Source organism: Streptomyces axinellae, assembly GCF_039532135.1.
Classification (GTDB): domain Bacteria; phylum Actinomycetota; class Actinomycetes; order Streptomycetales; family Streptomycetaceae; genus Streptomyces; species Streptomyces axinellae.
Genome location: NZ_BAAARJ010000007.1, coordinates 157,596 through 182,689, shown reverse-complemented (window position 1 = coordinate 182,689; position 25,094 = coordinate 157,596). Strand labels below are relative to the sequence as shown.

The window sequence follows — 25,094 nt, the reverse complement described above, 5'->3', positions numbered from 1 at the left end:
GGGCTCCGGCGCCGCCCGGCGGGCACGGGGCGTACCCTCCGGGGCGTGACCACCGCTTCCTCTTCGGTCGGCTCCGGCCCGGCCCACGCCGACTTCACCGTCCGGCGCGCGACCGCCGACGACATCCCAGAGATCGTCGCGATGCTCGCCGACGACCCGCTGGGCGCGCACCGCGAGTCGCCCGACGACCTCGCGCCCTACCGCGCCGCCATGGAGCGCATCGTGGCGGATGCGAACCAGCACCTCGTCGTCGCCGTCCAGGACGGCCGCACCGTCGGCACCCTGCACCTGACGGTCATCCCGGGGCTGTCCCGGCGCGGCGCCGCCCGGTCGCTCATCGAGGCCGTACGGGTCCACCGCGATGTGCGCGGCACCGGCCTGGGCACCCGGCTCACCGAATGGGCCATCGCGGAGTCGCGCCGCCTGAACTGCGCCCTCGTCCAGCTCACCTCGGACGCGACCCGCGTGGACGCCCACCGCTTCTATGAGCGCCTCGGCTTCGAGGCATCGCATCTCGGCTTCAAAATGGCCCTCTGACACTCAGCTCCAAGATGGCGCCGCCGGCAGCGCGCGTCAGCGATAGGGGGCGCGCGTCAGTGGTGGGGCACGCGCGTCAGTGGGGGACGCGGCAGTGCCCGCCCCGTTCCAGGGCCGATCTGGAGGTGGTGATGAGGGCGTCGAGCCGGTCGCGGGTGCCGGACAGGTCGTGGATCTGCTGGTCGATGCGGTCCCGTTCGGTGGTGAGCCGCTTCAGCAGCTCCGGGATCACCTGGCCGGTGGCCAGGCAGGGGAGCAGTTCCAGGATCTTCTTGCTCGGCAGCCCCGCCGCGTACAGTTCCTGGACCATCCGCACCCGGCCGACCGCCTCCTCCCCGTAGCGGCGCTGGCCGCTGGGGCTGCGCTCCGGGATGAGCAGGTGCTGCTCCTCGTAGTAGCGCAGCGCCCGCACGCTCACGCCCGTCCTGCCGGCCAGCTCGCCGATACGCACCGTCGTCTCCCCGCTCCCCGCTCCCGTCACCCGGGCGCGCTTGCCCCTCACATGGACGTGAGGTTTCAGCCTAGCGAGCGCCCGCCGCTCGCTGTTCCCGCGTTGATACGCCAGGCCGATCGCATGGTCCACGGCGCCCGGCGGCCGGGACGCTTCGCAGACGACCGGACACCGTGGCCGCAGCCGCAGCCGCCGTAGCAGCGTTGCCGAGGGGATGACTCCTTCGCACACGGAGACGGTCACCAGCCTCAGCCGCCGGATCCGGTACTCGGCCACCGGGCCTCGGCCACCGGCTCGCTCGGTCCGGACAGCCGGGAACGCTCCGCCGCGCGCGGGGCCCCGGGTCGGGAGGCGGGGGCCCGGACCGGAAGGCGGGGCCCGGCCGGGGACACGGGGCCGGACCGGAGCACCCCGGAATACCTCGCTCCGTACAGGGGTTCAGGGCGATACCCGGCCCACATCGGCGGCGCCACTGCCTCGGGGTCCGGGCCTCGGAGTCCGGCCCCCGGGTGAACTTCCCCAAGAGCAAGCGGAGATGAGCGAGTGATGAAGTCCGTCATCCGGACGGCCGCAGGCGGACCCGAAGTCCTCCAGTTCGTGGAGCGCCCGGTCCCCGAGCCGGGTCCGGGCGAGGTACGGGTCCGTGTGCACGTCTCGGGCGTCAACCCGACCGACTGGCGCAGCCGCAGGCGCGCGCTGCCGCCGGGCACGGCCGAGCAGGTGCCCCACCAGGACGGGGCCGGGGTGATCGACGCCGTAGGACCGGGAGTCGAACCGTCGCGCGCCGGGCAGCGGGTGTGGATCTGGGAGGCCGCCTGGGAGCGGCCCTGGGGGACGGCACAGCAGTACACCCTCGTCCCGGACGCGCACGCGGTCGAGCTGCCCGGCCGGGCTCCGTTCGAACTCGGCGCCGCCCTGGGCATCCCGGCCCTGACCGCCCACCGCGCGCTGACCGTCCGCGACGGCGGGCCGGGCCATATCGCGCCCGGCACCCTGCGGGAGCGCACCGTGCTGGTGGCGGGCGGGGCCGGCGCGGTCGGCAACGCGGCGATCCAGCTCGCCCGCTGGGCCGGGGCCCGGGTGGTCACCACGGTCAGCGGCCCCGCCAAGGCCGCGCTGGCCCGCGCGGCCGGCGCCGAGAAGGCGGTCGACTACCGCGCGCAGGACGCCGCCGCGGAGATCCGGGCCTTCGCCCCCGACGGGGTGGACATCGTCGTGGAGGTCGCACCGGGTGCCAATGCCGCGCTCGACGTGGCGGTGGCGGCGCCGGGAGCGGTGGTCGCCTACTACTCGGGCGGCGAGGACGAACACCTGCGCGTCCCCGTGCTCACCACGCTCCCGGCGAACCTGCGCTGGCAGGGCGTCTTCGTCTACACCGTGCCCCCCGAGGCGAAGCGGCAGGCGGTCGCCGATGTCGCGGCAGCGGTACGCGCGGGCGCGCTGCGGGTGGGCGAGGAGGCCGGGCTGCCGTTGCACCGCTTCGCACTGGAGCACGCCGCCGACGCGCACGCGGCGCTCGAAGAGGGCGGCCTGGTCGGAAAGGTCCTGCTCGACATCCCGTGACCCGTACCGCGCCGTGCCGCGCGGTGCTCGGTGCCACCCCGTGACCCGTGCCGCGCGGCGCCCGCGCCCCGCACCCGCGGCACTGCGGTGCGGGGCTGCATCGCCGGCACCATGACGTTCCCGCACTCCCCGGCTGAGCGCTCAGCGGGCGAAGTGGCGAGCGATGCGCAGGGCGCCGGAGTTGACGGTGGCGCCCGCGAGGCGGGCACGGATGAGTACGCCGGCGGTCCGGACGGTGATCATGGCCAGGACCATGAGGACGAAGGCGGTGCCATAGGTGGCGGCCGGAACCTGGTGCTGGACCGAGAAGGTCGCCAGGGCGTGGGTGAACCAGTGGGTGGAGCCGTAGGCGAAGCCCATGCGCAGGGCCATCGCGGCCGTCCACAGCGCGGCGTAGGGCCAGCCTGCGACGGTGACCAGGCGGGAGTCGGCCGGGTCGCGGCGGACCTGGATCAGGGCGACCGAGGCCAGGCCGAACAGCAGCCCGGCCGCGAGCCCGGCCGCCTCGATCAAGTGGGCCGTGTTCCCGGACGGAATCTCCTTGAGGTATCTGGAACCGACGCCGGCGACGATGCCGACGGGCAGCAGCAGCCGCCTCTTCCTGAACGGCCGCAGCGCTGTAGGCGACATCGCAAAGCGCACCGGCCTGGCCCAAAGCCGCGTCTCCACCAGCGTGCGGGCCCTGGCCGGCCGCAACTGGGCCATCACCGCGGCCGACCCCTCCGACGGACGCAAAACACTGGTCGACGTCACCGAACCCATCCGCGCCGCCGGCCAGCAGCGCCGGGCCGGACGCGCCGACAAGGCCCTGACCCATGCGCTGGCCCGGGCGGACGACACAGAGCGAGCCGCCCTCATCGCCGCACTCGGCCGCCTCCACCAGCTCCTCGTAGCCGGCCGCACCCAGCGCCGGTTCCCGGACACGGTCACACCCTGAACCGCCCGGTATCCCCCATGACGACCTGCCCGAGCGGCCACCTGGAGCGGCGCCTGCCACAGCACACCAGGCCGGCCCTCGACTTCCCCCCATCGGGCGCCGTCCCGTCCGCGGTTCCCCGGACCGTGTCAGCACTGCCCTGGCCATGACACCCCGACGGAGAAAAGGACACGGGGGAGAAAAGGACTCAGGGGCAGAGGACCCGCACTGACACCGCGTCAGGTCTGGGCCATGTCCACGAACCGTGAGTAGTGCCCCTGGAAGGCGACTGTGATGGTGGCCGTCGGGCCGTTACGGTGCTTGGCCACGATCAGGTCCGCCTCGCCCGCGCGCGGCGACTCCTTCTCGTAGGCGTCCTCGCGGTGCAGCAGGATCACCATGTCGGCATCTTGCTCGATACTTCCCGATTCGCGCAGATCGGACACCATCGGCTTCTTGTCGGTGCGCTGCTCGGGGCCACGGTTCAGCTGCGAGAGCGCGATCACCGGGACCTCCAGCTCCTTCGCGAGGAGCTTGAGGTTCCGGGACATCTCCGAGACCTCCTGCTGTCGGCTCTCGGGGCGCCGGGAGCCGCCGGTCTGCATCAGCTGGAGGTAGTCGATGACGATCAGCTGGAGGTCGTTGCGCTGCTTGAGGCGACGGCACTTGGCACGGATCTCCATCATCGACAGGTTCGGCGAGTCGTCGATGTAGAGCGGCGCGTCGGTGACGCCGGGCATCTGCCGGGCCAGCCGCGTCCAGTCCTCGTCCGTCATGGAGCCGGAACGCATGTGGTGCAGGGCCACCCGCGCCTCGGCGGACAGCAGCCGCATCGCGATCTCGTTGCGGCCCATCTCCAGCGAGAAGATCACGCTGGGCATGGCGTGCTTGATGGAGCAGGCGCGGGCGAAATCGAGGGCGAGCGTGGATTTTCCCATGGCCGGACGCGCCGCGATGACGATCATCTGGCCGGGGTGGAGGCCGTTGGTGAGGGAGTCGAGGTCGGTGAAGCCGGTGGGCACGCCTGTCATCTGGCCGCTGCGGGAGCCGATCGCCTCGATCTCGTCGAGGGCGCCTTCCATGATGTCGCCGAGCGGGAGGTAGTCCTCCGAGGTGCGCTGTTCGGTGACGGCGTAGATCTCGGACTGGGCGCTGTTGACGATGTCGTCCACGTCGCCGTCGGCGGCGTATCCCATCTGCGTGATGCGGGTACCGGCTTCCACGAGCCGGCGCAGAATGGCGCGTTCGTGGACGATCTCCGCGTAGTACTCCGCGTTGGCCGCCGTGGGGACGGCCTGGACCAGCGACTGGACGTAGCCGGGGCCGCCGACGCGGGCGACCTCGCCCCGGCGGGTCAGTTCGGCGGTGACGGTGATGGGGTCGGCCGGCTCGCCCTTGGCGTACAGGTCGAGGATCGCCTGGTAGACGGTCTCGTGCGCGGGGCGGTAGAAGTCGTTGCCCTTGAGGACTTCGACGACGTCGGCGATGGCGTCCTTGGACAGGAGCATGCCGCCGAGGACGGACTTCTCCGCCTCCAAGTCCTGCGGGGGGACCCGCTCGAACCCTCCGGGGGGGCCTTCGGGTCCGCGCTCGTGCTGCTCGGCCAGGCCGCCGCCCCGGCCGCCGCCCCCGGAACCGCCGGAGCGCCGCTGCCCGTTCGAGCCGTTCTGCCCGTGCTGACCGTTCGGGCCGTGCTGTCCTGAACCGGGGGACCGCTGGCGGGAGACGGGGAAGCTCTCCTCCACGGAGAGGTCGGCGACCCAGGGGTCCTCGACGTGTTCGGGCTGCTGTGTCACCCCCGTCACCTCCTCCCCTCGTACGCCACAGTCTTACGGCACTGCTCTGACAATTGATCCGCCCGGCTCCGGTCACGGCGCGTCGGTATGTCGGCCACGTCGGTGCGGAAACCGACGGTGAAGAGACGGGGAACGGGAGGCAGTCGCTGGTCCACGGTAGGGCGCTCCCATGGTTCAGCCAATCACGTAATCCACAGGGGGGTGTGGACAGTCGCCACCAACCTGTGGAGAAGCTGCCGAAAGCTGTGCACGAGTCGGGGGACAGCGCTGTGGATTACTCTCATGGCACCCGCACATACCACCTGTGACCTGCGCTTTAACCGTCCACCGGCTGTGCGGGGAAAAAACTTCCGCCTGCTGTCCCCGAGAGGGTCACGCAGGGTGTTCCAGGTCTCTCCGTACACCGACAAGTAAGAGTCGGCGGGTCCTTGCGCTCATTACTTGTGGATGTTTTGATCGAACGTATGAGCCCCAGCCCCACAGCCTCGCGCACCGAGGTACGCCGACACGACCGTGAGATCATCGCGCTCGCTCTGCCGGCCTTCGGCGCGCTCGTGGCGGAGCCCCTCTTCGTCATGGTGGACAGCGCCATCGTCGGCCACCTCGGCACCCCGCAGCTGGCCGGGCTCGGCGTCGCCGCGGCTCTCCTGCAAACCTGCGTCAACGTCTTCGTCTTCCTCGCCTACGCCACGACGGCCGCCGTCGCCCGCCGCCTGGGGGCCGACGACCTGCCCGCCGCGCTGCGCCAGGGCATGGACGGCATCTGGCTCGCGCTCCTGCTCGGCGCGCTCGTCATCGCCGCCGTCCTGCCCACCGCGCCCGCGCTCCTGGACGCCTTCGGCGCCTCGGCCACCGCCGCGCCCTACGGCGTCACCTACCTGCGCGTCAGCGCCCTGGGCATCCCCGCCATGCTCATCGTCCTGGCCGCGACGGGCGTGCTGCGCGGCCTCCAGGACACCAGGACCCCGCTGTACGTCGCCGTCGGCGGCTTCACCGCCAACGCCGGGCTCAACGCGCTGCTCGTCTACGGCTTCGGCCTCGGCATCGCCGGCTCCGCCTGGGGCACCGTCCTGGCCCAGTGGGCCATGGCCGCCGTCTACCTGACCGTCGTCATCCGCGGGGCGCGGCGGCACGGCGCCTCGCTCCGGCCCGACCTGGCGGGGATCCGCGCCAGCGGCCGGGCCGGGGTGCCGCTGCTGATACGTACGCTCTCGCTGCGGGCGGTCCTCATGATCGCCACGGTGGTCGCCGCGCGGCTCGGGGACGCGGACATCGCCGCCCACCAGATCACCCTCACCCTCTGGTCGCTGCTGGCCTTCGCGCTGGACGCCATAGCCATCGCGGGCCAGGCCATCATCGGCCGCTATCTGGGGGCCTCCGACGCGGCGGGGGCGCGGGCCGCGTGCCGCCGGATGGTGCAGTGGGGGGTGGCCTCCGGGATCGTGCTCGGTGCGCTGGTGGCCCTGGTGCGCCCGCTGTTCATGCCACTGTTCACCTCGGACCAGTCCGTGATCGCGCAGCTCACCCCGGTGCTGCTGGTGGTGGCCGTGACCCAGCCGGTCGCGGGCGTCGTCTTCGTGCTCGACGGCGTCCTGATGGGCGCGGGCGACGGCCCCTATCTGGCCGCCGCCATGGTCGCCACCCTCGCGGTCTTCGCCCCCGTCGCCCTCCTGGTGCCGGTGCTCGGCGGGGGCCTGACCGCGCTGTGGTGGACGGTGGCGGGGCTGATGATGAGCACTCGCCTGGTCACGCTGTGGCTGCGCGCCCGCTCGGGCCGGTGGGTGGTGACCGGCGCGGTCCGGGCCTGACCCCGCCCGCCTTCCAGCCCTCCGGCGATCGAAGCCCGCCTCCCCACCCCACCGGCGGCCGAGCCGCCATCCAGCCCCTCCGGCCCTGGAGGAGCGGGGGGACAGGGGCGGAGCCCCCGGAAGAAACCGGCGCACGACGGGTCGCGTCCCCGGCCCGGCCCCGGACACATCGAGGGCCGCACCCCCGAAAGAGTGCGGCCCTCAACGTCGGTTCCAGCCGAGAACGGCTCAAGCCGAAAACGGGCTCAGCCCGCGGCGACCTCGACGTCCACCGAAGCGGCGACCTCGGGGTGCAGCCGCACCGACACCTGGTGCGCGCCCAGCGACTTGATGGGCGCGCCCAGCTCGATACGGCGCTTGTCCACGTCGGGACCGCCGGAAGCCTTGACGGCTTCGGCGATGTCCGCCGGGGTCACGGAGCCGAAGAGCCGGCCCTGGTCGCCCGCGCGCACCTTCAGGCTGACGCGGAGGCCCTCAAGCCGGCCCTTGACCTCGTTGGCCTGCTCGATCGTCGCGATCTCGCGGATCTTGCGGGCACGGCGGATCTGCTCGACGTCCTTCTCGCCACCCTTGGTCCAGCGGATCGCGAAACCGCGCGGGACCAGGTAGTTGCGGGCGTAGCCGTCCTTCACCTCGACGACATCGCCGGCGGCACCGAGGCCGGAGACCTCGTTGGTCAGGATGATCTTCATGAGTCGGTCACCCTTTCCTTATCGCGCGGTGGAGGTGTAGGGCAGCAGCGCCATCTCACGGCTGTTCTTGACGGCCGTGGCGACGTCGCGCTGGTGCTGGGTGCAGTTGCCGGTGACCCGGCGGGCACGGATCTTGCCGCGGTCGGAAATGAACTTCCGCAGCAGGTTCGTGTCCTTGTAGTCGACGTAGGAGATCTTCTCCTTGCAGAACACGCAAACCTTCTTCTTCGGCTTGCGAGCAGGCGGTTTCGCCATTGTCTCTCTCCAGAGCTGTTTACTCCCGGGGGATGACCCCCGGCCTCCGCGCCGGGCCTGGCATGGCCCTGCCGGAGGGTACGGATCAGAAGGGGGGCTCGTCCGAGTAGCCGCCACCGCCGCCGGGGCCGCCGCCCGAGCCGCCGCCACCGCCCTGGCCGCCGCCGGCCGGAGCGCCGGTGGCCCACGGGTCGCCGGCGGGTGCACTGCCGCCGCCCTGCTGGCCACCGCCGCCGGCGTTGCCGCCGCCCTGACCGCCGCCGAAGCCGCCGCCCTGGCCGCCGCGCCCGCCGCCGCTGGTCTTGGTGACCTTGGCCGTGGCGTTGCGGAGGCTGGCGCCGACCTCGTCGACGTCCAGCTCGTAGACCGTGCGCTTGATGCCCTCGCGGTCCTCGTACGAGCGCTGCTTGAGGCGGCCCTGCACGATGACGCGCGTGCCCTTGGTGAGGGACTCGGCGACGTTCTCCGCCGCCTGCCGCCAGACCGAGCAGGTCAGGAACAGGCTCTCGCCGTCCTTCCACTCGTTGGTCTGCCGGTCGAAGGTGCGCGGGGTGGACGCGACGCGGAACTTCGCGACCGCCGCACCGGAAGGGGTGAAGCGCAGCTCGGGGTCGTCGACGAGATTGCCGACGACCGTGATGACGGTCTCGCCTGCCATGGGTGAACCTCTCGGCGGGGTGCTGCTGGCTGCTGTGGTGCTGGGGTGCTACTCGGTTCCCAGGACGCTTCGAGGACGGACCTCAGTGCATCGAGGGACGAAGGACCTTGGTCCGCAGGACGGACTCGTTCAGGTTCATCTGGCGGTCGAGTTCCTTGACCACGGCAGGCTCGGCCTGGAGGTCGATGACCGAGTAGATGCCCTCGGGCTTCTTGTTGATCTCGTAGGAGAGACGACGACGGCCCCAGGTGTCGACCTTCTCGACCTTGCCGTTGCCCTCGCGGACGACGGAAAGGAAGTTCTCGATCAGGGGGGAGACAGCGCGCTCCTCCAGATCGGGGTCGAGGATGACCATCACCTCGTAGTGACGCATGTGGAACCCACCTCCTTTGGACTCAGCGGCCACGGTCGTTCCGTGGCAGGAGGGTCGTGATGCGTTTCCGCGCTCCGAGTGCGAAGGCCGCGAGGCGGCCGGACAGCGAGGGAGCGCAGACCGACCAGAGTACCCGGCGGGGCCCTTCCGGTTGAAATCCAGGGGGATCCCGGAGCAATCTGGACACCTCGGGTGTGAACGGCGCCACACCGGGCGCCGCACTCTGTCAGGAGGTGCCCCATGGCACACGCAGTAGGACGACGGCCGCTCTCCTTCCTGAACACCGACGGCAAGCCGCACCCCATCGAGAACTCCTTCGCCACCGTGACCATGCTGCTGGGCCTCGCGGCGGTCATCTCGACGCTGTGGACCGGGCTGCACCCGCTCAGCTCCTGGGCGGGGCTCGTGGGGATCCTCACGGGGCTGTGGGGCCAGTTCATCTCGGCCACGACGGGTGAGCGGTTCGTCACGATCATCGGTCTGGGCGCCGCCGCCGTCGGGTTCTACCTGGGCATGGCGCACGGCGGGCTGCTGCCCTGAGCCCGCGGGCCCTCCAGCGGGCCCTCCCAGGGGCCAGGCACCGCGCCGGGGGGCCGGGCGGTGCGGGACGACGGGGCCCGCCCTGAGCCGAACGGGGCGCCCGAGGGCACAGTAGGCTTCCGGCGAGCATCACTCAGTTCGCCGGAGGAGCGTCCCGCCATGAGTCTGACCCTGAGGGCCATCAGCCGAGAGCAACATCTGGCCTATGTCCAGAGCCTGCCGGCGGCCAGCCACTGTCAGGTGCCCGCGTGGGCGGATGTCAAGAACGAGTGGCGCTCGGAGAATCTCGGCTGGTTCGACGACCGCAGCGGCGAGCTGGTCGGCACCGGCCTGGTGCTCTACCGCCAGCTGCCCAAGGTCAAGCGCTACCTCGCGTATCTCCCCGAGGGCCCGCTGATCAACTGGTACGCGCCCAACCTGGACGAGTGGCTGCGCCCCATGCTGGCGCACCTCAAGCAGCAGGGTGCCTTCTCGGTGAAGATGGGCCCGCCCGTGGTGATCCGGCGCTGGGACGCCGCCGCGATCAAGAAGGGCATCCAGGACCAGGACGTCAAGCGGCTGCGGGATGTGGAGGCCACCTTCATCGAGCCCCGCGCCTTCGAGGTCTCCGACCGGCTGCGCCGCATGGGCTGGCAGCAGGGCGAAGACGGCGGCGCGGGCTTCGGTGACGTCCAGCCGCGCTACGTCTACCAGGTGCCGCTGGAGGGCCGCTCCCTGGAGGACATCCACAAGGGTTTCAACCAGCTGTGGCGCCGCAACATCAAGAAGGCGGACAAGGCGGGTGTCCAGGTGGTCCAGGGCAACCTGACCAACCCCTACGACCTGGACGAGTGGCAGCGGCTGTACGAGATCACCGCGGAGCGCGACAAGTTCCGCCCCCGCCCCAAGGAGTACTTCCAGCGGATGTGGAAGGTCCTGAACGCCGAGGACCCCAACCGCATGCGGCTGTACTTCGCCGAACACGAGGGCGAGCGCATCTCGGCGGCCACGATGCTCATCGTCGGCGGCCACGTGTGGTATTCGTACGGCGCCTCCGCCAACCACAAGCGCGAGGTTCGGCCGTCCAACGCGATGCAGTGGCGGATGCTCCAGGACGCCTACGCGCTGGGCGCCAGCGTGTACGACCTGCGGGGCATCAGCGACTCCCTCGACGAGACCGACCACCTGTTCGGCCTGATCCAGTTCAAGGTCGGCACCGGAGGGCACGCGTCCGAGTACATCGGCGAGTGGGACTTCCCGCTCAACAAGCTGCTGCACAAGGCGCTCGACATCTACATGTCGCGGCGCTGAGCGAGGGGCCCCTACCGGGCCCCTGCCAACGCACCCGGCACCCCGACACCCCGACACCCCCGACCCAGAAAGGTGCCTTACCGGACATGGCGCTCTCCCTCTACGTCGATACCGATCGCTGGCGGGCGCACCAGCAGTCCGTGGTCCAGGAGTTCCCCGGGATCGTTCCGGTCTGCAAGGGCAACGGCTACGGCTTCGGCCACGAGCGCCTGGCCGACGAGGCGACGAAGTTCGGCGCCGACATCCTGGCCGTCGGCACGACCTACGAAGCCGCCCGCACCAAGGACATGTTCGGCGGCGATCTGCTGGTGCTGACCCCGTTCCGCAAGGACGAGGAGCCGGTGCCGCTGCCCGACCGGGCGATCCGCTCGGTCTCCTCGGTGGAGGGCGTGGGCCTCATGCGCGGGGCCCGGGTCGTCATCGAGGTCATGAGCACGATGAAGCGGCACGGCATCACCGAGCAGGACCTGCCCCGGCTGCACGCCGCCATCGACGAGGTGCGCCTGGAGGGCTTCGCGATCCACCTGCCCCTGGACCGCACCGACGGCACGGACGCGGTCGAGGAGGTCATCGGCTGGATGGACCGGCTGCGGGCCGCGCGACTGCCGCTGGAGACGATGTTCGTCAGCCACCTCCAGCCCCACGAGTTCGCGATCCTCCAGCAGCAGTTCCCGCAGACCCGCTTCCGGGCCCGGATCGGCACCCGGCTGTGGCTGGGCGACCACGACGCGACCGAGTACCGGGGCGCGATCCTGGACGTCACCCGCGTCACCAAGGGCGACCGCTTCGGCTACCGGCAGGGCAAGATCGCCGGCGACGGCTGGCTCGTGGTGGTCGCGGGCGGCACCTCGCACGGCGTGGGCCTGGAGTCGCCCAAGGCGCTGCACGGCATGACCTCGCGCGCCAAGGGCGTGGCCCGCGCGGGCCTGGCCACGGTCAACCGGAACCTGTCGCCGTTCGTGTGGGCGGGCAAGCAGCGCTGGTTCGCCGAGCCCCCGCACATGCAGGTCTCGATCCTGTTCGTCCCCGCGGACGCGCCGGAGCCGCACGTGGGCGAGGAACTGACGGCGATCCTGCGCCACACCACCACGATGGTGGACCGCACGGTGGACCGCTGAGCGCCCCGAAGGGGCGCGCGGAACTGCGCGACAAGCCACAACGGCGGCGCAGACGAACGACAACCGTCACACCAGCGGCGCGGGGACCCGCTGCACCCGGGAAGGGCCTGCCCCGGCCGTCCGTCGCAGACCGCGGCTTCGTTTCGCCTGAGCGCGCAGTTCCCCGCGCCCCTGAAGGGGCGCGCGGAACTGCGCGGGTGACCACGACGGGCCCACAGCCGGCAACGAACAGTCAGGGGCAGCCCCTCAATCACCGTTCGGCCACAGCGGCGAGCGCTCAGCTTTCGGTCTTGCCGTCGATGAAGTCCTGCACGTTCTGGCGTGCGACGTCGTCGAAGTACTGCACCGGCGGGGACTTCATGAAGTAGGAGGAGGCGGAGAGGATCGGGCCGCCGATGCCCCGGTCCTTGGCGATCTTCGCCGCGCGCAGCGCGTCGATGATGACGCCGGCCGAGTTCGGCGAGTCCCACACCTCCAGCTTGTACTCCAGGTTCAGCGGCACGTCGCCGAAGGCGCGGCCTTCCAGGCGGACGTAGGCCCACTTGCGGTCATCGAGCCAGGCGACATAGTCGGAGGGGCCGATGTGGACGTTGTCGGCGCCCAGGTCGCGGTCGGGGATCTGGGAGGTGACGGCCTGCGTCTTGGAGATCTTCTTCGACTCCAGGCGCTCGCGCTCCAGCATGTTCTTGAAGTCCATGTTGCCGCCGACGTTCAGCTGCATCGTGCGGTCCAGGACCACGCCGCGGTCCTCGAAGAGCTTGGCCAGCACGCGGTGCGTGATGGTCGCGCCCACCTGGGACTTGATGTCGTCGCCGACGATCGGCACCCCGGCGGCGGTGAACTTGTCCGCCCACTCCTTGGTGCCCGCGATGAAGACGGGCAGCGCGTTGACGAAGGCGACACCGGCGTCCAGCGCGCACTGCGCGTAGAACTCGACGGCCGTCTGCGAGCCCACCGGCAGGTAGCAGATGAGCACGTCGGCCTGGGAGTCCTTGAGGGCCTGGACGACGTCCACGGGCGCCGCGTCGGACTCCTCGATGGTCTCGCGGTAGTACTTGCCCAGGCCGTCGTAGGTGTGGCCGCGCTGGACGGGCACGCCTGCGGGCGGCACGTCGCAGATCTTGATGGTGTTGTTCTCGCTGGCGCCGATGGCGTCCGCGAGGTCGAGGCCGACCTTCTTGCCGTCCACGTCGAAGGCGGCGACGAACTCGATGTCGCGCACGTGGTAGTCGCCGAACTGGACGTGCATCAGACCCGGGACCTTGCTGTCCGGGTCGGCGTCCTTGTAGAACTCGACGCCCTGGACCAGCGATGCGGCGCAATTTCCCACGCCGGCGATGGCTACGCGAACCGAACCCATTCCGGTTGCTCCCTGTGTGTTCTCGCTGAGGCCCGCACGAGCGGGAACCTCATGTGTCGGTGTTTTCGGACGGACCCGGCGCGGGATCCGAGGACTCGTTGTGATCGGGGTCGCGCCGACGCCCCGAACGCTCGCTCTCGATCAGCTCGTTGAGCCAGCGCACCTCGCGCTCCACGGATTCCATGCCGTGCCGCTGGAGTTCGAGGGTGTAGTCGTCGAGGCGCTCGCGCGTACGGGCGAGCGAGGCGCGCATCTTCGCGAGCCTCTCCTCCAGCCTGCTGCGACGGCCTTCCAGCACGCGCATACGGACATCGCGCGAGGTCTGGCCGAAGAAGGCGAAGCGGACACCGAAGTGCTCGTCCTCCCAGGCGTCGGGGCCCGTTTGGGACAGCAGGTCCTCGAAGTGCTCCTTGCCTTCGGCCGTCAGCCGGTAAACGATCTTGGCCCGGCGCCCGGCGAGCGGCGCCGCCTGGGTGAGCGCGGGCTGCGCCTGCGGCCGGCCGGCTGTCTCCTCCACCAGATAACCGCTGTGCACCAGCGACTTGAGGCAGGGGTAGAGCGAGCCGTAGCTGAAGGCGCGGAAGACGCCGAGTGAGGTGTTGAGCCGCTTGCGCAGCTCGTACCCGTGCATCGGTGACTCGCGGAGCAGGCCGAGGACGGCGAACTCAAGGATGCCCGAGCGTCTGCTCACCGTCCGCCTCACCTCCTTGGGCCGTCACTGCGCCGACGCATCCGGTACGCGCCGCTTTCCCGTTTCGACTGTCTTGCTTCGACTGTCGCTTCGACTTCTCGCCGCGACGTACCGGCATCTCACTCTGATGTATCGGCTCGATACATCCCGACGATAGAACGGGCCCGGGAGTGCGACAAGAGGGGGGCCGGTGAAGGGACTCACATCACTGATTCACAGCAGAAGCTTTGCGTCGAATGAGGCGAATACGCCGTTAGGAAGGTTTTGAAGCTGCGTAGTCTGTCGGCTGTGCAGACCACCCCCGGGAACCGAGCGGCGCGCGTAAGCGTCCTCGACCTGGGTGCAGTGCGTGCGGACCTTGCGAAACGGTCCGTTTGCACTCGGGGGGACCAGACGTCAACTGCCACCTTCAGGCGCATGGGCCGCCTGCCCGAGGAGTAGCTGTTCCAATGAGCGGAAACCGTCGAAAGCCGCCGCAGGGGCGCGGCCGACGCGCGGCACAGCCGCCGCCGACTTCCGGACGCCGCGCCGCATCGCGCGGCTCTGCTCCGGAGCCGTCCGGCGGCCGTGCGGAGTCCAGGAGAGCGGCCCAGCAAGGTGCCGGGGGCGGTGGCGGCCGGCGCCGCGCGGCCTCCGCGAGTACCGGGGCGGCGGGCGGCGGACGCCGCGCCGCGCGTGAAGCCGGACGCGGCAGAGGCGGGCCGGAGCGCAAACGGTTCATCGACTACCCCCGTGCCAACAAGTACGGGGTGCGCCGCTGGCTGCCCTCCTGGAAGCTGCTCCTCGGTACGGGCTTCGGTTTCCTCGCGCTGATGGTGGGGCTCGCGGGCATCGCGCTGTGGATGGTGCAGGTGCCCGAGGCCAGCGCCGCGGCCAAGCAGGAGAAGAACGTCTACTACTGGGCCAACGGCAAGCAGATGGTCGTCGCGGGCCAGGGCGACCACAACCGGCAGGTCGTCGGCATAGACCAGATCCCCTCCGGAATGAAGTGGGCGGTCATCGCCGCCGAGAACGAGTCCTTCTACGACGACAACGGCGTCGATCCGATGGGCATCCTGCGCGCCGTAGGCAAGATGGCGATGGGCGGCGAGACCCAGTCGGGCTCCACGATCACCCAGCAGTACGTGAAGAACACCTTCCTGGACCAGTCGCAGACCATCAGCCGTAAGGCGAAGGAACTGCTGATCTCCATAAAGGTGGGCGCCAAGGAGGACAAGGACGACATCCTCGCCGGCTATCTCAACACCGGCTACTACGGGCGCGGCGCGTACGGCATCCAGGCGGCGGCGCAGGCGTACTACCGCGTGGACTCCGCCAAGCTCGACCCCAGCCAGGCCGCTTTCCTCTCCGCGACGCTCAACGGCCCGAACCTCTACGACCCGGCGGGCGGCATCGGCTCGGCGGCCACCAAGGACAAGAACCTCGCCCGCGCGAAGGCCCGTTGGTCCTGGACGCTGGATCGCGAGGTCGCCATCGGCAAGATGTCCAAGTCGGAGCGGGATGAGATCAAGGCCAAGGGCTTCCCCATGCCCAAGCAGCCGAAGAAGGCGACGGAGCTGAAGGGCCAGACCGGCTACCTGGTGGAGCTGGCGAACCGGAGCGTCGTCAACAACAGCGGCGGCAAGATCACCAAGCGCATGCTGGAGAGCGGCGGCTACCGCATCCACACCACCTTCGATCAGAAGAAGACGGAGGAGATGCGGGACTCGGTCGAGAAGGTCAAGAAGGCGAACATCGACGAGAAGAAGCGCAAGGTCGACAAGTACGTCCAGTTCGGCGGGGCCTCCGTCAGACCGAGCGACGGCGCGATCGTGGCCATCTACGGCGGCGAGGACGCGACCAAGCACTTCACCAACAACGCCGACTACACCGGTGTCCAGGTCGGCTCCACCTTCAAGCCGTTCGTGCTGGCGGCGGCGATGCGGGACGGGGCGCGCGACCCCGACCTGGGCCCGACGCAGAGCGAGGCGGAGCGCACCAAGGTGTCGCCCAAGAGCGTCTTCAACGGCAACAACAAGGTGAAGCTGCGCGACTACGACGGCACGATCTGGAACGACAAGGACGGCGGGGAGTGGCACCAGCGCAACGACGGTGACCACAGCTACGGCAGGATCAACCTGCGCTACGCGATGCAGGAATCGGTGAACACCCCCTTCATCCAGCTAGGTATGGACGTGGGCACCGACAAGGTCAAGGAGGCCGCGCTGGACGCGGGGCTGGACGAGGACAGCCTGGCCCGCACCACCCCGACCTTCTCGCTGGGCACCTCGGCGCCCAGCGCCATCCGGATGGCCAACGCCTACGGCACCTTCGCCAAGAGCGGCAAGACCACGGAGCCGTACTCGGTCAAGAAGGTCGAGCGGAAGGGCCAGGAGGTCTACACCCACCACTCCAAGAGCAAGCTGACCTTCGACCGCGCTGTCGCCGACAACGTCACCGACGTGCTGGAGAACGTGGTCCAGAAGGGCACCGGCAAGCCGGCCAAGGCGCTGAACCGCCCGGCGGCGGGCAAGACGGGTACGACGGACGACAACAAGTCCGCCTGGTTCACCGGATACACCCCGCAGCTGTCCACGTCGATCGGCATGTGGCGGGTCAACGACCAGGCCAAGTCGCAGAAGTTCCTGAAGATGTACGGCGTGGGCGGTGAGGACACCATCCACGGTGCGTCCTTCCCCGCCGAGATCTGGACGAAGTACATGCAAGGCGCGCTCAAGGGCACCAAGGTGATGTCGTTCCCGAAGGCCGGCCCGATCGGCGAGAAGGTCTACGGCGACGGCATGAGCCCCACCCCGACGCCCACGCGCACGGACGAGCCGTCCGACGAACCGTCCGAGACCGCGAGCGACAAGCCGAGCAACTCGCCGTCCCATTCGGCGAGCGACAAGCCGAGCAACTCGCCCTCGTCCACGACCTCCTGCAATCCGATGGATCCGAAGTGCGAGGACGACAACGGCGGCGGCAACGGCGATCCCGGCGGCGACGACGGCGGCACCCCCGGCAATCCGAACGGCGGCACCGGCGATCAAGGGGGCTTCATCTCCGGCCCCAACTCAAGCCGCAGAGACTAGCGTTCGGGCCATGCTCCCCGGGCTCCGGTCCGGGAGGCACGCGGCCTGGCACATGGCTGGGCAGACGGTCGAGCACCCGGCTCGGCCCACGGCCCGGCAGCGGCGGCGAAAGGCCCCGGCTCACCCCTGAGCCGGGGCCTTTCGGCGTGCCGGGAACGCGCCGGAGCGCCGGGAACGCGGGAGGCCAGGGGACCCGGGAACGCCGAGTGCACGGCCCGTACCGGCACAGGACGGTTGCGGTGTGGCGGGGAGCGCGCCGATACCGGGGCAGAGCACGCCGAAGTCGCCGCCCCCACAGTGCGTGACAGGGGCGTGCGGCAGGATGTGCCCCATGACGAGCGCCCCCACCGACCGGAACCCCACTCCGCGGCAGCCCGCCACACCCCCCGCCCCCGTCGTCCACCCCACGGACCAGGACAAGGTGGCCGCGGCGGCGAGTGAAGTGGCCGGCGGGCCCGTGGGCCGACGAGCCGTCGCGAGCGCCGGATGGTGGACGCCCCTGCGCGTGATCGTGCTGGTGGCCCTGGGGATGTTCGCGCTGGGCATGGTGCAGAAGATGCCCTGCTTCAACGGCGCGTGGTTCTCCGGCCAGACCTCGCAGTACATCCACGCCTGCTACTCCGACATCCCGCACCTCTACAACGGGCGGGGCTTCGCCGACGGGCTGCGCCCCTACTTCGACCGGATTCCGGACCAGATCTCCGGGGGCATGGAGTATCTCGAATACCCCGTGCTGACCGGTGCGTTCATGCAAGTGGCGGCCAAGCTGACGGTCGGCGGCGCCGACATCCAGCAGGACGAGCAGATCTACTGGATGATCAACGCCGGAATGCTGATGGTCTGCGCGGCCGTCCTGATCGTGTGCGTCGTCCGCACCCACCGCAACCGCCCCTGGGACGGGATGCTGGTGGCGCTCGCACCGGCCCTCGCGCTGACGGCGACCATCAACTGGGACCTGCTGGCCGTGGCGTTGACCGCCGCGGCGATGCTGCTGTGGGCCCGCTCGCGCCCGCTGGCGGCCGGCATCCTCATCGGCCTGGCGACCGCGGCGAAGCTCTACCCGGGCTTGCTGCTGGGGCCGCTGCTGGTGCTGTGCTGGCGGGCGGGGCGCTGGCCCGCGTTCGGCCGGGCCGCCGGGGGTGCCGTCGCCTCGTGGGTGGTGGTGAACGTTCCGGTGATGGTGCTGGCTCCGGCGGGCTGGGCGAAGTTCTACACCTTCAGCCAGGAGCGTCCGGTGGACTTCGGCTCGGTATGGCTGATCCTGCAACAGCGAACCGGATATTCGTTCGAAGACGCCAACATCTACGCCATGATCCTGATGGCGCTCGGCTGCGCGGGTATCGCGGGCCTCGCCCTGTGCGCACCCCGGCGGCCCCGGCTGGCGCAGCTGTCCTTCCTGGTCATCGCCCTGTTCGTGCTGACCAACAAGGTGTACTCGCCGCAGTATGTGCTCTGGCTGATCCCCCTGGCCGCACTCGCCCGCCCCAAGTGGCGGGACTTCCTGATCTGGCAGGGCTGTGAGGTGCTGTACTTCATCGGCATCTGGATGTACCTCGCCTACACCAGCAGCGGCGACAAACACCAGGGCCTTCCGCCGGAGGGCTACCAACTGGTGATCATGGCCCATCTCCTCGGCACGCTCTACCTGTACGGAATGGTCGTACGGGACGCACTCTTCCCCGAGCACGACCCGGTGCGCCGTGACGACGGCTCCGACGACCCCGGCGGCGGACCACTGGACCGGGCACCCGACGTTTTCGCCTTCGACCCCTTCCGCCAGTTCCCCGGACGCCGGCAGAGCGACCCCGGAACCGACGCCGACCCCGACGCCGAGCCCCAGAAGAGGTCCGTCCGCTGGGGCACCCTGGCGGACTGACCGGACGGCTGCCCCGCTCCCCGTCCGCCCTTGGCCTCGCGCCATGGCCCCGCGCACACAGCCCGTAGCCTCTCGCCCATAGTCCTGTTTCCCGGCCTTCCACCTCCGCCCCTGCCTCCGTCCCCCGTCCCGCTGGAGCGGCGGCTGCTCTGTTTCACGTGAAACCACCGGACTCCGCTGTGTGAGGCTGTCTCCATGTCCGTCGCCCGCGATCTGCGCACACTGCTCCGCTTCCCCGGCTTCCGCCGACTGCTGACGGTGCGGCTGCTGTCCCAACTCGCCGATGGGGTCTACCAGGTCGCGCTGGCCGCCTACGTCGTCTTCTCCCCCGAGAAGGAAACCTCCCCCTCCGCCATCGCCTCCGCGATGGCGGTGCTGCTCCTGCCCTACTCGCTCCTCGGGCCGTTCGCCGGAGTCCTGCTGGACCGCTGGCGCCGACGGCAGGTGCTGCTCTACGGCAATGTGCTGCGCACCGGACTGGCGGGCCTTACCGCCGTACTCGTCCTGGGGGCCGCGCCGGAGCCGCTGGTCTACCTCTCCGCGCTCACCGTGACCGCCGTCAACCGCTTCGTCCTGGCCGGGCTCTCCGCCTCGCTCCCCCGGGTCGTCGACGGAGAGCGCCTCATCATCGCCAACTCCCTCTCCCCGACGGCCGGTACCCTCGCCGCCACGCTGGGCGGCGGCGTCGCCTTCGTCGTCCGCTTCCTCGCCCCGCAGTCCGGCCGACAGGCCGACACTCTCGTCCTGCTCACGGGCGCGGCGCTCTATCTGCTGGGCGCCCTGGCCTCGCTCCGCATGGGCAAAGACCTCCTGGGCCCCGGCCCACAGGAGCGGCAGCCCCGCGTCCTGGCCGCCGTGGCCAGCACCGCACGCGGACTTCTCGCGGGCCTGCGCCACCTCGGTGAGCGCCGCGTCGCGGCCTACTCGCTCGCCGCCGCCACATTGATGCGCTTCTGCTACGGCGCGCTCACCGTCACCGTGCTGATGCTGTGCCGCTACGCCTGGAACGCGGGAGACGCCGAAGAGGGGCTGGGACTGCTCGGTGTCGCGCTCGGGCTCTCGGGTGCCGGCTTCTTCGCCGCCGCCGTCCTGACCCCCTCTGCGGTGCGCCGGATCGGCATCTTCGGCTGGATAGCGCTGTGTTCGGGTGGCGCGGCGGTGCTGGAGCCCGCCCTCGGACTGCCCTTCGCGCCGGTACCGATACTGATCGCCGCCTTTGTGCTCGGGCTGGTGACCCAGGCCGCGAAGATCGCCACCGATACCGCCGTCCAGACCTCCATCGACGACGCCTACCGGGGCCGGGTCTTCTCGCTCTACGACATGCTCTACAACGTGGCGTATGTGGGCGCCGCCGGTACCACCGCGCTGATACTGCCGCCCGACGGCCGCTCGGCGGTCGTCGTCGTGGGAGTGGCGGTGCTCTACGCGGCGATCGCGCTCACCGTCTTCCATGTTTCACGTGAAACAGGGGACGCCGGGAAGTTCGACGAAGGCAGCGGAAGCGGGACCGGACAGGGGGGCGGCGGCGCGAACGGGAAAGCGGAGGGGGGCGGAAACGGGGACGAGAGGGGGAGCCGGAACGCGAACGGGAGCCCCGGGAACGGGAACGCCGGGAGCGTCAACCCTGCTGGGCCGCCCACCACTCCTTGAGCGCGGCCACCGCGGCATCCCGTTCCATGGGCCCGTTCTCCAGCCGCAGCTCCAGCAGATGCTTGTAGGCGCGGCCCACCTCGGGCCCCGGGCCGATCCCCAGCTCCGACATGATCTCGTTGCCGTCCAGGTCGGGCCGGAGCGCGTCCAGCTCCTCCTGCTCCTGGAGCCGCGCGATGCGCTCCTCCAGCCCGTCGTACGCCCGTGACAGGGCGCCGGCCTTGCGCTTGTTGCGGGTCGTGCAGTCCGACCGCGTCAGTTTGTGCAGCCTCGTCAGCAGCGGGCCCGCGTCACGCACGTAGCGGCGCACCGCCGAGTCCGTCCACTCGCCCGTGCCGTAGCCGTGGAAACGCAGGTGCAGCTCCACCAACCGGGAGACGTCCTTGACCATCTCGCCCGGGTACTTGAGCGCGGTCATGCGCTTCTTGGTGAGCTTGGCGCCCACCACCTCGTGGTGGTGGAAGGAGACCCGGCCGTCCTTCTCGAAGCGCCGCGTCTTCGGCTTGCCGATGTCGTGCAGCAGCGCCGCCAGCCGCAACGTGAGGTCGGGGCCGTCCTCCTCCAGGTCCATCGCCTGGTCCAGCACGGTCAGCGAGTGCTCGTAGACGTCCTTGTGCCGGTGGTGCTCGTCCCGCTCCAGGCGCAGCGCGGGGAGTTCGGGCAGCACCCGGTCCGCGAGCCCGGTCTCCACCATCAGCCGCAGCCCCTTGCGGGGGCAGGGGGAGAGCAGCAGCTTGTTCAGCTCGTCCCGCACGCGCTCCGCCGAGACGATCCCGATCCGGTCGGCCATCTCCCGCATCGCGCCGACGACCTCGGGAGCCACCTCGAAGTCCAGCTGCGCCGCGAAGCGCGCGGCGCGCATCATCCGCAGCGGGTCGTCGGAGAAGGAATCCTGCGGGGTGCCGGGCGTGCGCAGCCTGCGCGCCGCGAGGTCCTCCAGGCCGCCGTACGGATCGATGAAGGTCTTGGCGGGCAGCGCGACCGCCATCGCGTTCACCGTGAAGTCCCGGCGGACCAGGTCTTCCTCGATAGTGTCCCCATAGGTGACCTCGGGCTTGCGGGAGGTGCGGTCGTAGATCTCCGACCGATACGTCGTCACTTCGAGGATGAAGTCCGACTTCTTCACCCCGACCGTCCCGAAGGCGATCCCCACCTCCCACACCGCGTCGGCCCACGGGCGCACGAGCGCCAGCACGTCCTCGGGGCGGGCGTCGGTGGTGAAGTCGAGATCGTTACCGAGCCGTCCCAGCAGCGCGTCCCGTACCGAGCCGCCGACGAGAGCGAGCCGGAAGCCGGCCTCCTCGAAGCGCCGGGCGAGGTCGTCCGCGACCGGCGAGACCCGCAGCAGCTCGCTCACGGCACGGCGCTGCACCGCGCTGAGCTGCTCGGCTGCCGGCTGTCCCGCCGGTGGGGCGGGGGTCGGAGCGGTGGGCTGGTCCTGGCTGTCACTGTTGGCGTTCGGCACAGCAGCAAAGGTTACGTTGCCCTCCGTGCCGGGGGCGCCCCGTGCCCGCCCGCACCGCTGCGTGATCATGTGGTGGCAGGCGCGGCACTTCCACCCTGCGGGCATCGTTACCATCAGGGATCCGGAACGGGACGAGCGGCATCCGGCGGCACGCCCCCGCCGAGCGCCCCGCGCCCACCGGCAGGCACCACCGAGCAGCACCAGCGACCCGCACCACCGACCAGCATCAACCGACGACGACCGATCGACGACGACCAACGACGGGATGGACGAGCGCGTGGCCGAGGCGGCTGAGAGGCAGGCTCCCCCTGGTCCCGGGGGCACGAACCGCACCGGCGAGACGGGCCCGGCACCCCGGGTACGCAAGCGGTCCCGCGTCTGGCACCGCCGGGCGGCCACTCTCGCGCTCGCCACCCTCCCGGTACTGGCGGGCATCCTGTCGCCGTCTGCTGTCGCCGCTGCCCCCGCGGCGGCAGCCGCCCCCGCGACAGCGGCCCAGGCGGCCTCCAAGGCCACAGCGGCTTCCCGCACCACGGAAGCTTCCCGGTCCATGGCGGCGTCCCACGCCATGACGGCGGCCAAGGCCACGGCAGCGGCCAAAACGGCTGCATCCCAGGCCGCCGCGGGCACCGGCACCGGCTCCCGCAGCGCCGAGATCTCCCTGAACCAGGTCACCCCCTCCGTGCCCACCTCGGGCGACACCCTCACCCTCAGCGGCACCATCACCAACAACAGCCGCTCGACCCTCAGCGCCGGCCGCCTCAACCCCCGTATCGGCCCCACGCTGGGCAGCCGCAGCGCCATCGAGCAGGCGTCCCACCGCAAGGGCTACCTCTCAGGCGCCGACGGCAACGAGGTGGCGGGCAAGCACTCGGTGAAGCTCGCCGGCATGGCGCCCGGCGTCACCCGCTCCTTCACCCTCAAGGTCCCGGTCAGCGACCTCGACCTCGGCGCCGACGGTGTCTACCAGCTCGGCGTCTCCCTCACCGCCCACACCCGGGCCCGCCCCTACGACCAGATCCTCGGCATCGGTCGCACCTTCTTGCCCTGGCAGCGCTCCGACGCCTCGCACAAGACCCGGCTCACCTACTTGTGGCCGCTGATCTCCACGCCGCACCTGACCGCGCGTACCGAGTCCGACGAGCAGCAGACCCCCGTCTTCCGCGACGACACCCAGCTGATCAAGGAGCTGCGCCCCGGCGGGCGCCTCCAGCAGATGGTCGAGCTGGGCGACGACCTGCCGATCACCTGGGTCCTGGACCCCGATCTGATCGCGACCGTGGACATGATGTCGCGCCGCTACCGCGTCGAGAAGCCGGGCACCGACGACACGAAGGCGGGCAAGGGCCAGGAGTACGCGAGCCGCTGGCTCAACGATCTGCAGAAGGCCGTGCGCGGCGAGGAGGTCGTCGCGCTCCCCTTCGCCGACCCCGACCTCGCCTCGCTCGCCCACCGCGGCAAGGACGTACGCGGCGCGCTCAGCTCCCTCGGCTCCGCGACGGCACTGGGCAAGAAGGCCGTCGAGACCGTTCTGCACGTCAAGCCGAGCACCGACTTCGCCTGGCCCAACGAGGGCGCCGTGGACTCCTCCATCGTGGACGTCGCCACCTCGGCCGGCGCTCACAACGTGATCGCGCGCAGCGACAGCGTCCGCGACTCCGGGCTGTCCTACAGCCCCACGGCGGCCCGCCCGATCGGGAGCGGCAACACCGCGCTGGTCGCCGACGCCCGGCTGTCCACCGCCTTCCAGGGCGACATGTCACGGTCCGGCAACTCTTCCCTGGCCGTCCAGCAGTTCGTGGCGCAGTCCCTCGCGCTCACCGACCAGGTGCCCAACCGCTCACGCAGCGTCGTGGTGGCCCCGCAGCGCATGCCGAGCGTCTCGCAGGCCCAGGCGATGGCCGAGGGCATCCGGGCGCTGACGGAGAACGGGCGCTGGACGGTGCCCGGCAGCCTCGCCGCCGCAGCCAGGACCAAGCCCGACCCCGGCGCCCAGAGCCGGATGCCGTCGCCCTCCTCCTACCCCGCGTCCCTGCGCAGGACGGAGCTGCCGTTCTCGGCCTTCGAGCAGGTGCGCAGGACGAAGGAGACGCTGAACGACTTCAAGGTGATCCTCAGCCGCGCCGACCGCGTGGTGCCGCCCTTCAGCAACGCCATAGACCGCGAGGTCTCCAACGCCTGGCGCGGCGATCCCAAGGGCGCCGCCGGGTTCCGCAACGGGGTGCAGCGGTATCTGCTGAGCCTGAAGCAGAGCGTCCGGCTCATCCAGAAGTCCGACATCACCCTCTCCGGCCGCGAGGCCACCATTCCGGTCACCGTGCAGAACAACCTCTTCCAGCACGTGGACGGCCTGGATCTGGAGCTGCGGTCCAGCCGTATCGGCCTGGACGTGGGCGAGGTGAAGCGGGTCCGGGTGGACGGCGAGCACAGCCAGTCCCTCAAGTTCGACGCCGCCGCCAAGACCAACGGCCGCGCCTCCGTCGTCGCACAGCTGTACACGAAGGAGGGCAAGCCCTACGGCAAGCCGATGAAGTTCCAGGTCCACGTCACGTCGATCACCTCGACGGTGCTGCTGGTCATCGCGGGCGGCGTGCTGCTGATAGTGCTGGCGGGCATCCGGATGTACACCCAGCGCAAGCGCACCGGCCCGCCCCCGGACCCGGACGCCCTGCTGGAGCAGCCGTCCGACGATGATGACGGCGGCAACGGCGAGCCGGACGGCGACGAAGGCGAGCGGAACGGCAGCGACGGCGACAGCGAGCGGGACGGCGACGACAGCGACGACAGCAGTGGTCAGCGGGACGGCGAACACGGCCCCGGCGACGGCGACGAGCCCCGCGACGGGGGCCGGTCCGGCACCGCGGAAGCAGCCGGTGACGAGGCCGACACCGTCCGCCAAAACGGCAACCCCCCGGGCACGGGTGAGAAAGTGGACCGTTGAGTCAGCTGAGTCAACCGGGCGAGCAGGGGCAGGGGTAGGTAGC

21 protein-coding genes are annotated in these 25,094 nt (G+C 70.6%); 11 read left to right on the top strand and 10 right to left on the bottom strand.

All coding sequences use genetic code 11. The features are described 5' to 3' along the window. Nucleotides 1–141: 141 nt before the first annotated feature. Nucleotides 142–537, top strand: a complete 396-nt coding sequence (locus tag ABD339_RS12690; protein ID WP_344565643.1) for a GNAT family N-acetyltransferase — start codon at nucleotides 142–144, stop codon at nucleotides 535–537. Nucleotides 538–613: 76 nt separating this feature from the next. Here ABD339_RS12690 and ABD339_RS12685 read toward each other — a convergent pair whose 3' ends face one another. Further along, nucleotides 614–988, bottom strand: a complete 375-nt coding sequence (locus ABD339_RS12685; protein ID WP_344565641.1) for a MerR family transcriptional regulator — start codon at nucleotides 986–988, stop codon at nucleotides 614–616. Between the two features lie 546 nt (nucleotides 989–1,534). Here ABD339_RS12685 and ABD339_RS12680 point away from each other — a divergent pair. After that, on the top strand, nucleotides 1,535–2,551 hold the full coding sequence (locus tag ABD339_RS12680) for an NADPH:quinone reductase (RefSeq protein WP_344565355.1): 1,017 nt from the start codon (nucleotides 1,535–1,537) through the stop codon (nucleotides 2,549–2,551). A gap of 141 nt (nucleotides 2,552–2,692) precedes the next feature. Here the strand turns inward: ABD339_RS12680 and ABD339_RS12675 are convergent, their stop codons facing one another. Continuing rightward, a complete protein-coding gene (locus ABD339_RS12675; protein WP_344565353.1) occupies nucleotides 2,693–3,064 on the bottom strand; it encodes a hypothetical protein in 372 nt (123 codons plus the stop codon). Nucleotides 3,065–3,122: 58 nt separating this feature from the next. On the opposite strand from ABD339_RS12675, the gene ABD339_RS12670 reads away from it, so the two are divergent. Continuing rightward, nucleotides 3,123–3,488 (top strand): MarR family winged helix-turn-helix transcriptional regulator, encoded by a 366-nt coding sequence (locus ABD339_RS12670; protein WP_344565351.1) that lies wholly within the window; start codon nucleotides 3,123–3,125, stop codon nucleotides 3,486–3,488. 218 nt (nucleotides 3,489–3,706) lie between these two features. Here ABD339_RS12670 and dnaB read toward each other — a convergent pair whose 3' ends face one another. After that, complete coding sequence (dnaB, locus tag ABD339_RS12665; RefSeq protein ID WP_344565349.1) at nucleotides 3,707–5,263, bottom strand: replicative DNA helicase; 1,557 nt, start codon at nucleotides 5,261–5,263, stop codon at nucleotides 3,707–3,709. A 464-nt stretch (nucleotides 5,264–5,727) separates the two neighbouring features. Here dnaB and ABD339_RS12660 point away from each other — a divergent pair, with 464 nt between their 5' ends. Continuing rightward, on the top strand, nucleotides 5,728–7,071 hold the full coding sequence (locus ABD339_RS12660) for an MATE family efflux transporter (RefSeq protein ID WP_344565347.1): 1,344 nt from the start codon (nucleotides 5,728–5,730) through the stop codon (nucleotides 7,069–7,071). Nucleotides 7,072–7,316: 245 nt separating this feature from the next. Here the strand turns inward: ABD339_RS12660 and rplI are convergent, their stop codons facing one another. The 4 genes from rplI to rpsF form a co-directional block, all read right to left on the bottom strand. Further along, nucleotides 7,317–7,763: a 50S ribosomal protein L9 gene (gene rplI / locus ABD339_RS12655; protein WP_344565345.1), complete on the bottom strand. Its 447-nt coding sequence runs from the start codon at nucleotides 7,761–7,763 to the stop codon at nucleotides 7,317–7,319. Between the two features lie 18 nt (nucleotides 7,764–7,781). Then, the gene (gene rpsR, locus ABD339_RS12650) at nucleotides 7,782–8,018 is read right to left on the bottom strand and encodes a 30S ribosomal protein S18 (RefSeq protein WP_003978893.1); all 237 of its coding nucleotides are present in this window, start codon (nucleotides 8,016–8,018) and stop codon (nucleotides 7,782–7,784) included. Nucleotides 8,019–8,103: 85 nt separating this feature from the next. Continuing rightward, the gene (locus ABD339_RS12645; protein ID WP_344565343.1) at nucleotides 8,104–8,676 is read right to left on the bottom strand and encodes a single-stranded DNA-binding protein; all 573 of its coding nucleotides are present in this window, start codon (nucleotides 8,674–8,676) and stop codon (nucleotides 8,104–8,106) included. An 82-nt stretch (nucleotides 8,677–8,758) separates the two neighbouring features. Then, nucleotides 8,759–9,049, bottom strand: coding sequence for a 30S ribosomal protein S6 (rpsF, locus tag ABD339_RS12640; RefSeq protein WP_344565341.1), 291 nt, complete (start codon nucleotides 9,047–9,049; stop codon nucleotides 8,759–8,761). Nucleotides 9,050–9,289: 240 nt separating this feature from the next. Here rpsF and ABD339_RS12635 point away from each other — a divergent pair, with 240 nt between their 5' ends. The 3 genes from ABD339_RS12635 (at nucleotide 9,290) to ABD339_RS12625 (ending at nucleotide 11,997) form a co-directional block, all read left to right on the top strand. Continuing rightward, nucleotides 9,290–9,589, top strand: a complete 300-nt coding sequence (locus ABD339_RS12635) for a hypothetical protein (protein WP_344565339.1) — start codon at nucleotides 9,290–9,292, stop codon at nucleotides 9,587–9,589. A gap of 159 nt (nucleotides 9,590–9,748) precedes the next feature. Further along, complete coding sequence (locus tag ABD339_RS12630) at nucleotides 9,749–10,879, top strand: lipid II:glycine glycyltransferase FemX (protein ID WP_344565337.1); 1,131 nt, start codon at nucleotides 9,749–9,751, stop codon at nucleotides 10,877–10,879. Between the two features lie 86 nt (nucleotides 10,880–10,965). Beyond that, the gene (locus ABD339_RS12625; protein ID WP_344565335.1) at nucleotides 10,966–11,997 is read left to right on the top strand and encodes an alanine racemase; all 1,032 of its coding nucleotides are present in this window, start codon (nucleotides 10,966–10,968) and stop codon (nucleotides 11,995–11,997) included. Between the two features lie 277 nt (nucleotides 11,998–12,274). On the opposite strand, the gene ABD339_RS12620 is transcribed toward ABD339_RS12625, so the two are convergent. After that, a complete protein-coding gene (locus ABD339_RS12620; RefSeq protein WP_344565333.1) occupies nucleotides 12,275–13,357 on the bottom strand; it encodes an inositol-3-phosphate synthase in 1,083 nt (360 codons plus the stop codon). A 49-nt stretch (nucleotides 13,358–13,406) separates the two neighbouring features. After that, the gene (locus ABD339_RS12615; RefSeq protein ID WP_344565332.1) at nucleotides 13,407–14,048 is read right to left on the bottom strand and encodes a PadR family transcriptional regulator; all 642 of its coding nucleotides are present in this window, start codon (nucleotides 14,046–14,048) and stop codon (nucleotides 13,407–13,409) included. Between the two features lie 449 nt (nucleotides 14,049–14,497). Between ABD339_RS12615 and ABD339_RS12610 the strand changes: the two genes are divergently transcribed. From ABD339_RS12610 to ABD339_RS12600, 3 genes are all read left to right on the top strand, one after another. Further along, nucleotides 14,498–17,119 carry a transglycosylase domain-containing protein gene (locus ABD339_RS12610; RefSeq protein ID WP_344565330.1) on the top strand — a complete coding sequence of 874 codons (2,622 nt, stop codon included), beginning with the start codon at nucleotides 14,498–14,500 and terminating at the stop codon, nucleotides 17,117–17,119. Between the two features lie 331 nt (nucleotides 17,120–17,450). Then, entirely contained in the window at nucleotides 17,451–18,995 is a 1,545-nt protein-coding gene (locus ABD339_RS12605) for a glycosyltransferase family 87 protein (protein WP_344565328.1), read from the top strand. A gap of 195 nt (nucleotides 18,996–19,190) precedes the next feature. Beyond that, on the top strand, nucleotides 19,191–20,645 hold the full coding sequence (locus ABD339_RS12600) for an MFS transporter (RefSeq protein ID WP_344565326.1): 1,455 nt from the start codon (nucleotides 19,191–19,193) through the stop codon (nucleotides 20,643–20,645). Here the strand turns inward: ABD339_RS12600 and ABD339_RS12595 are convergent. Next, nucleotides 20,614–22,017 carry a CCA tRNA nucleotidyltransferase gene (locus tag ABD339_RS12595; protein WP_486388541.1) on the bottom strand — a complete coding sequence of 468 codons (1,404 nt, stop codon included), beginning with the start codon at nucleotides 22,015–22,017 and terminating at the stop codon, nucleotides 20,614–20,616. The two genes, ABD339_RS12600 and ABD339_RS12595, sit on opposite strands and share 32 nt — an antisense overlap. Before the next feature lie 358 nt (nucleotides 22,018–22,375). Between ABD339_RS12595 and ABD339_RS12590 the strand changes: the two genes are divergently transcribed. Continuing rightward, nucleotides 22,376–25,051: a DUF6049 family protein gene (locus ABD339_RS12590; protein WP_344565639.1), complete on the top strand. Its 2,676-nt coding sequence runs from the start codon at nucleotides 22,376–22,378 to the stop codon at nucleotides 25,049–25,051. Nucleotides 25,052–25,094: the final 43 nt, after the last annotated feature.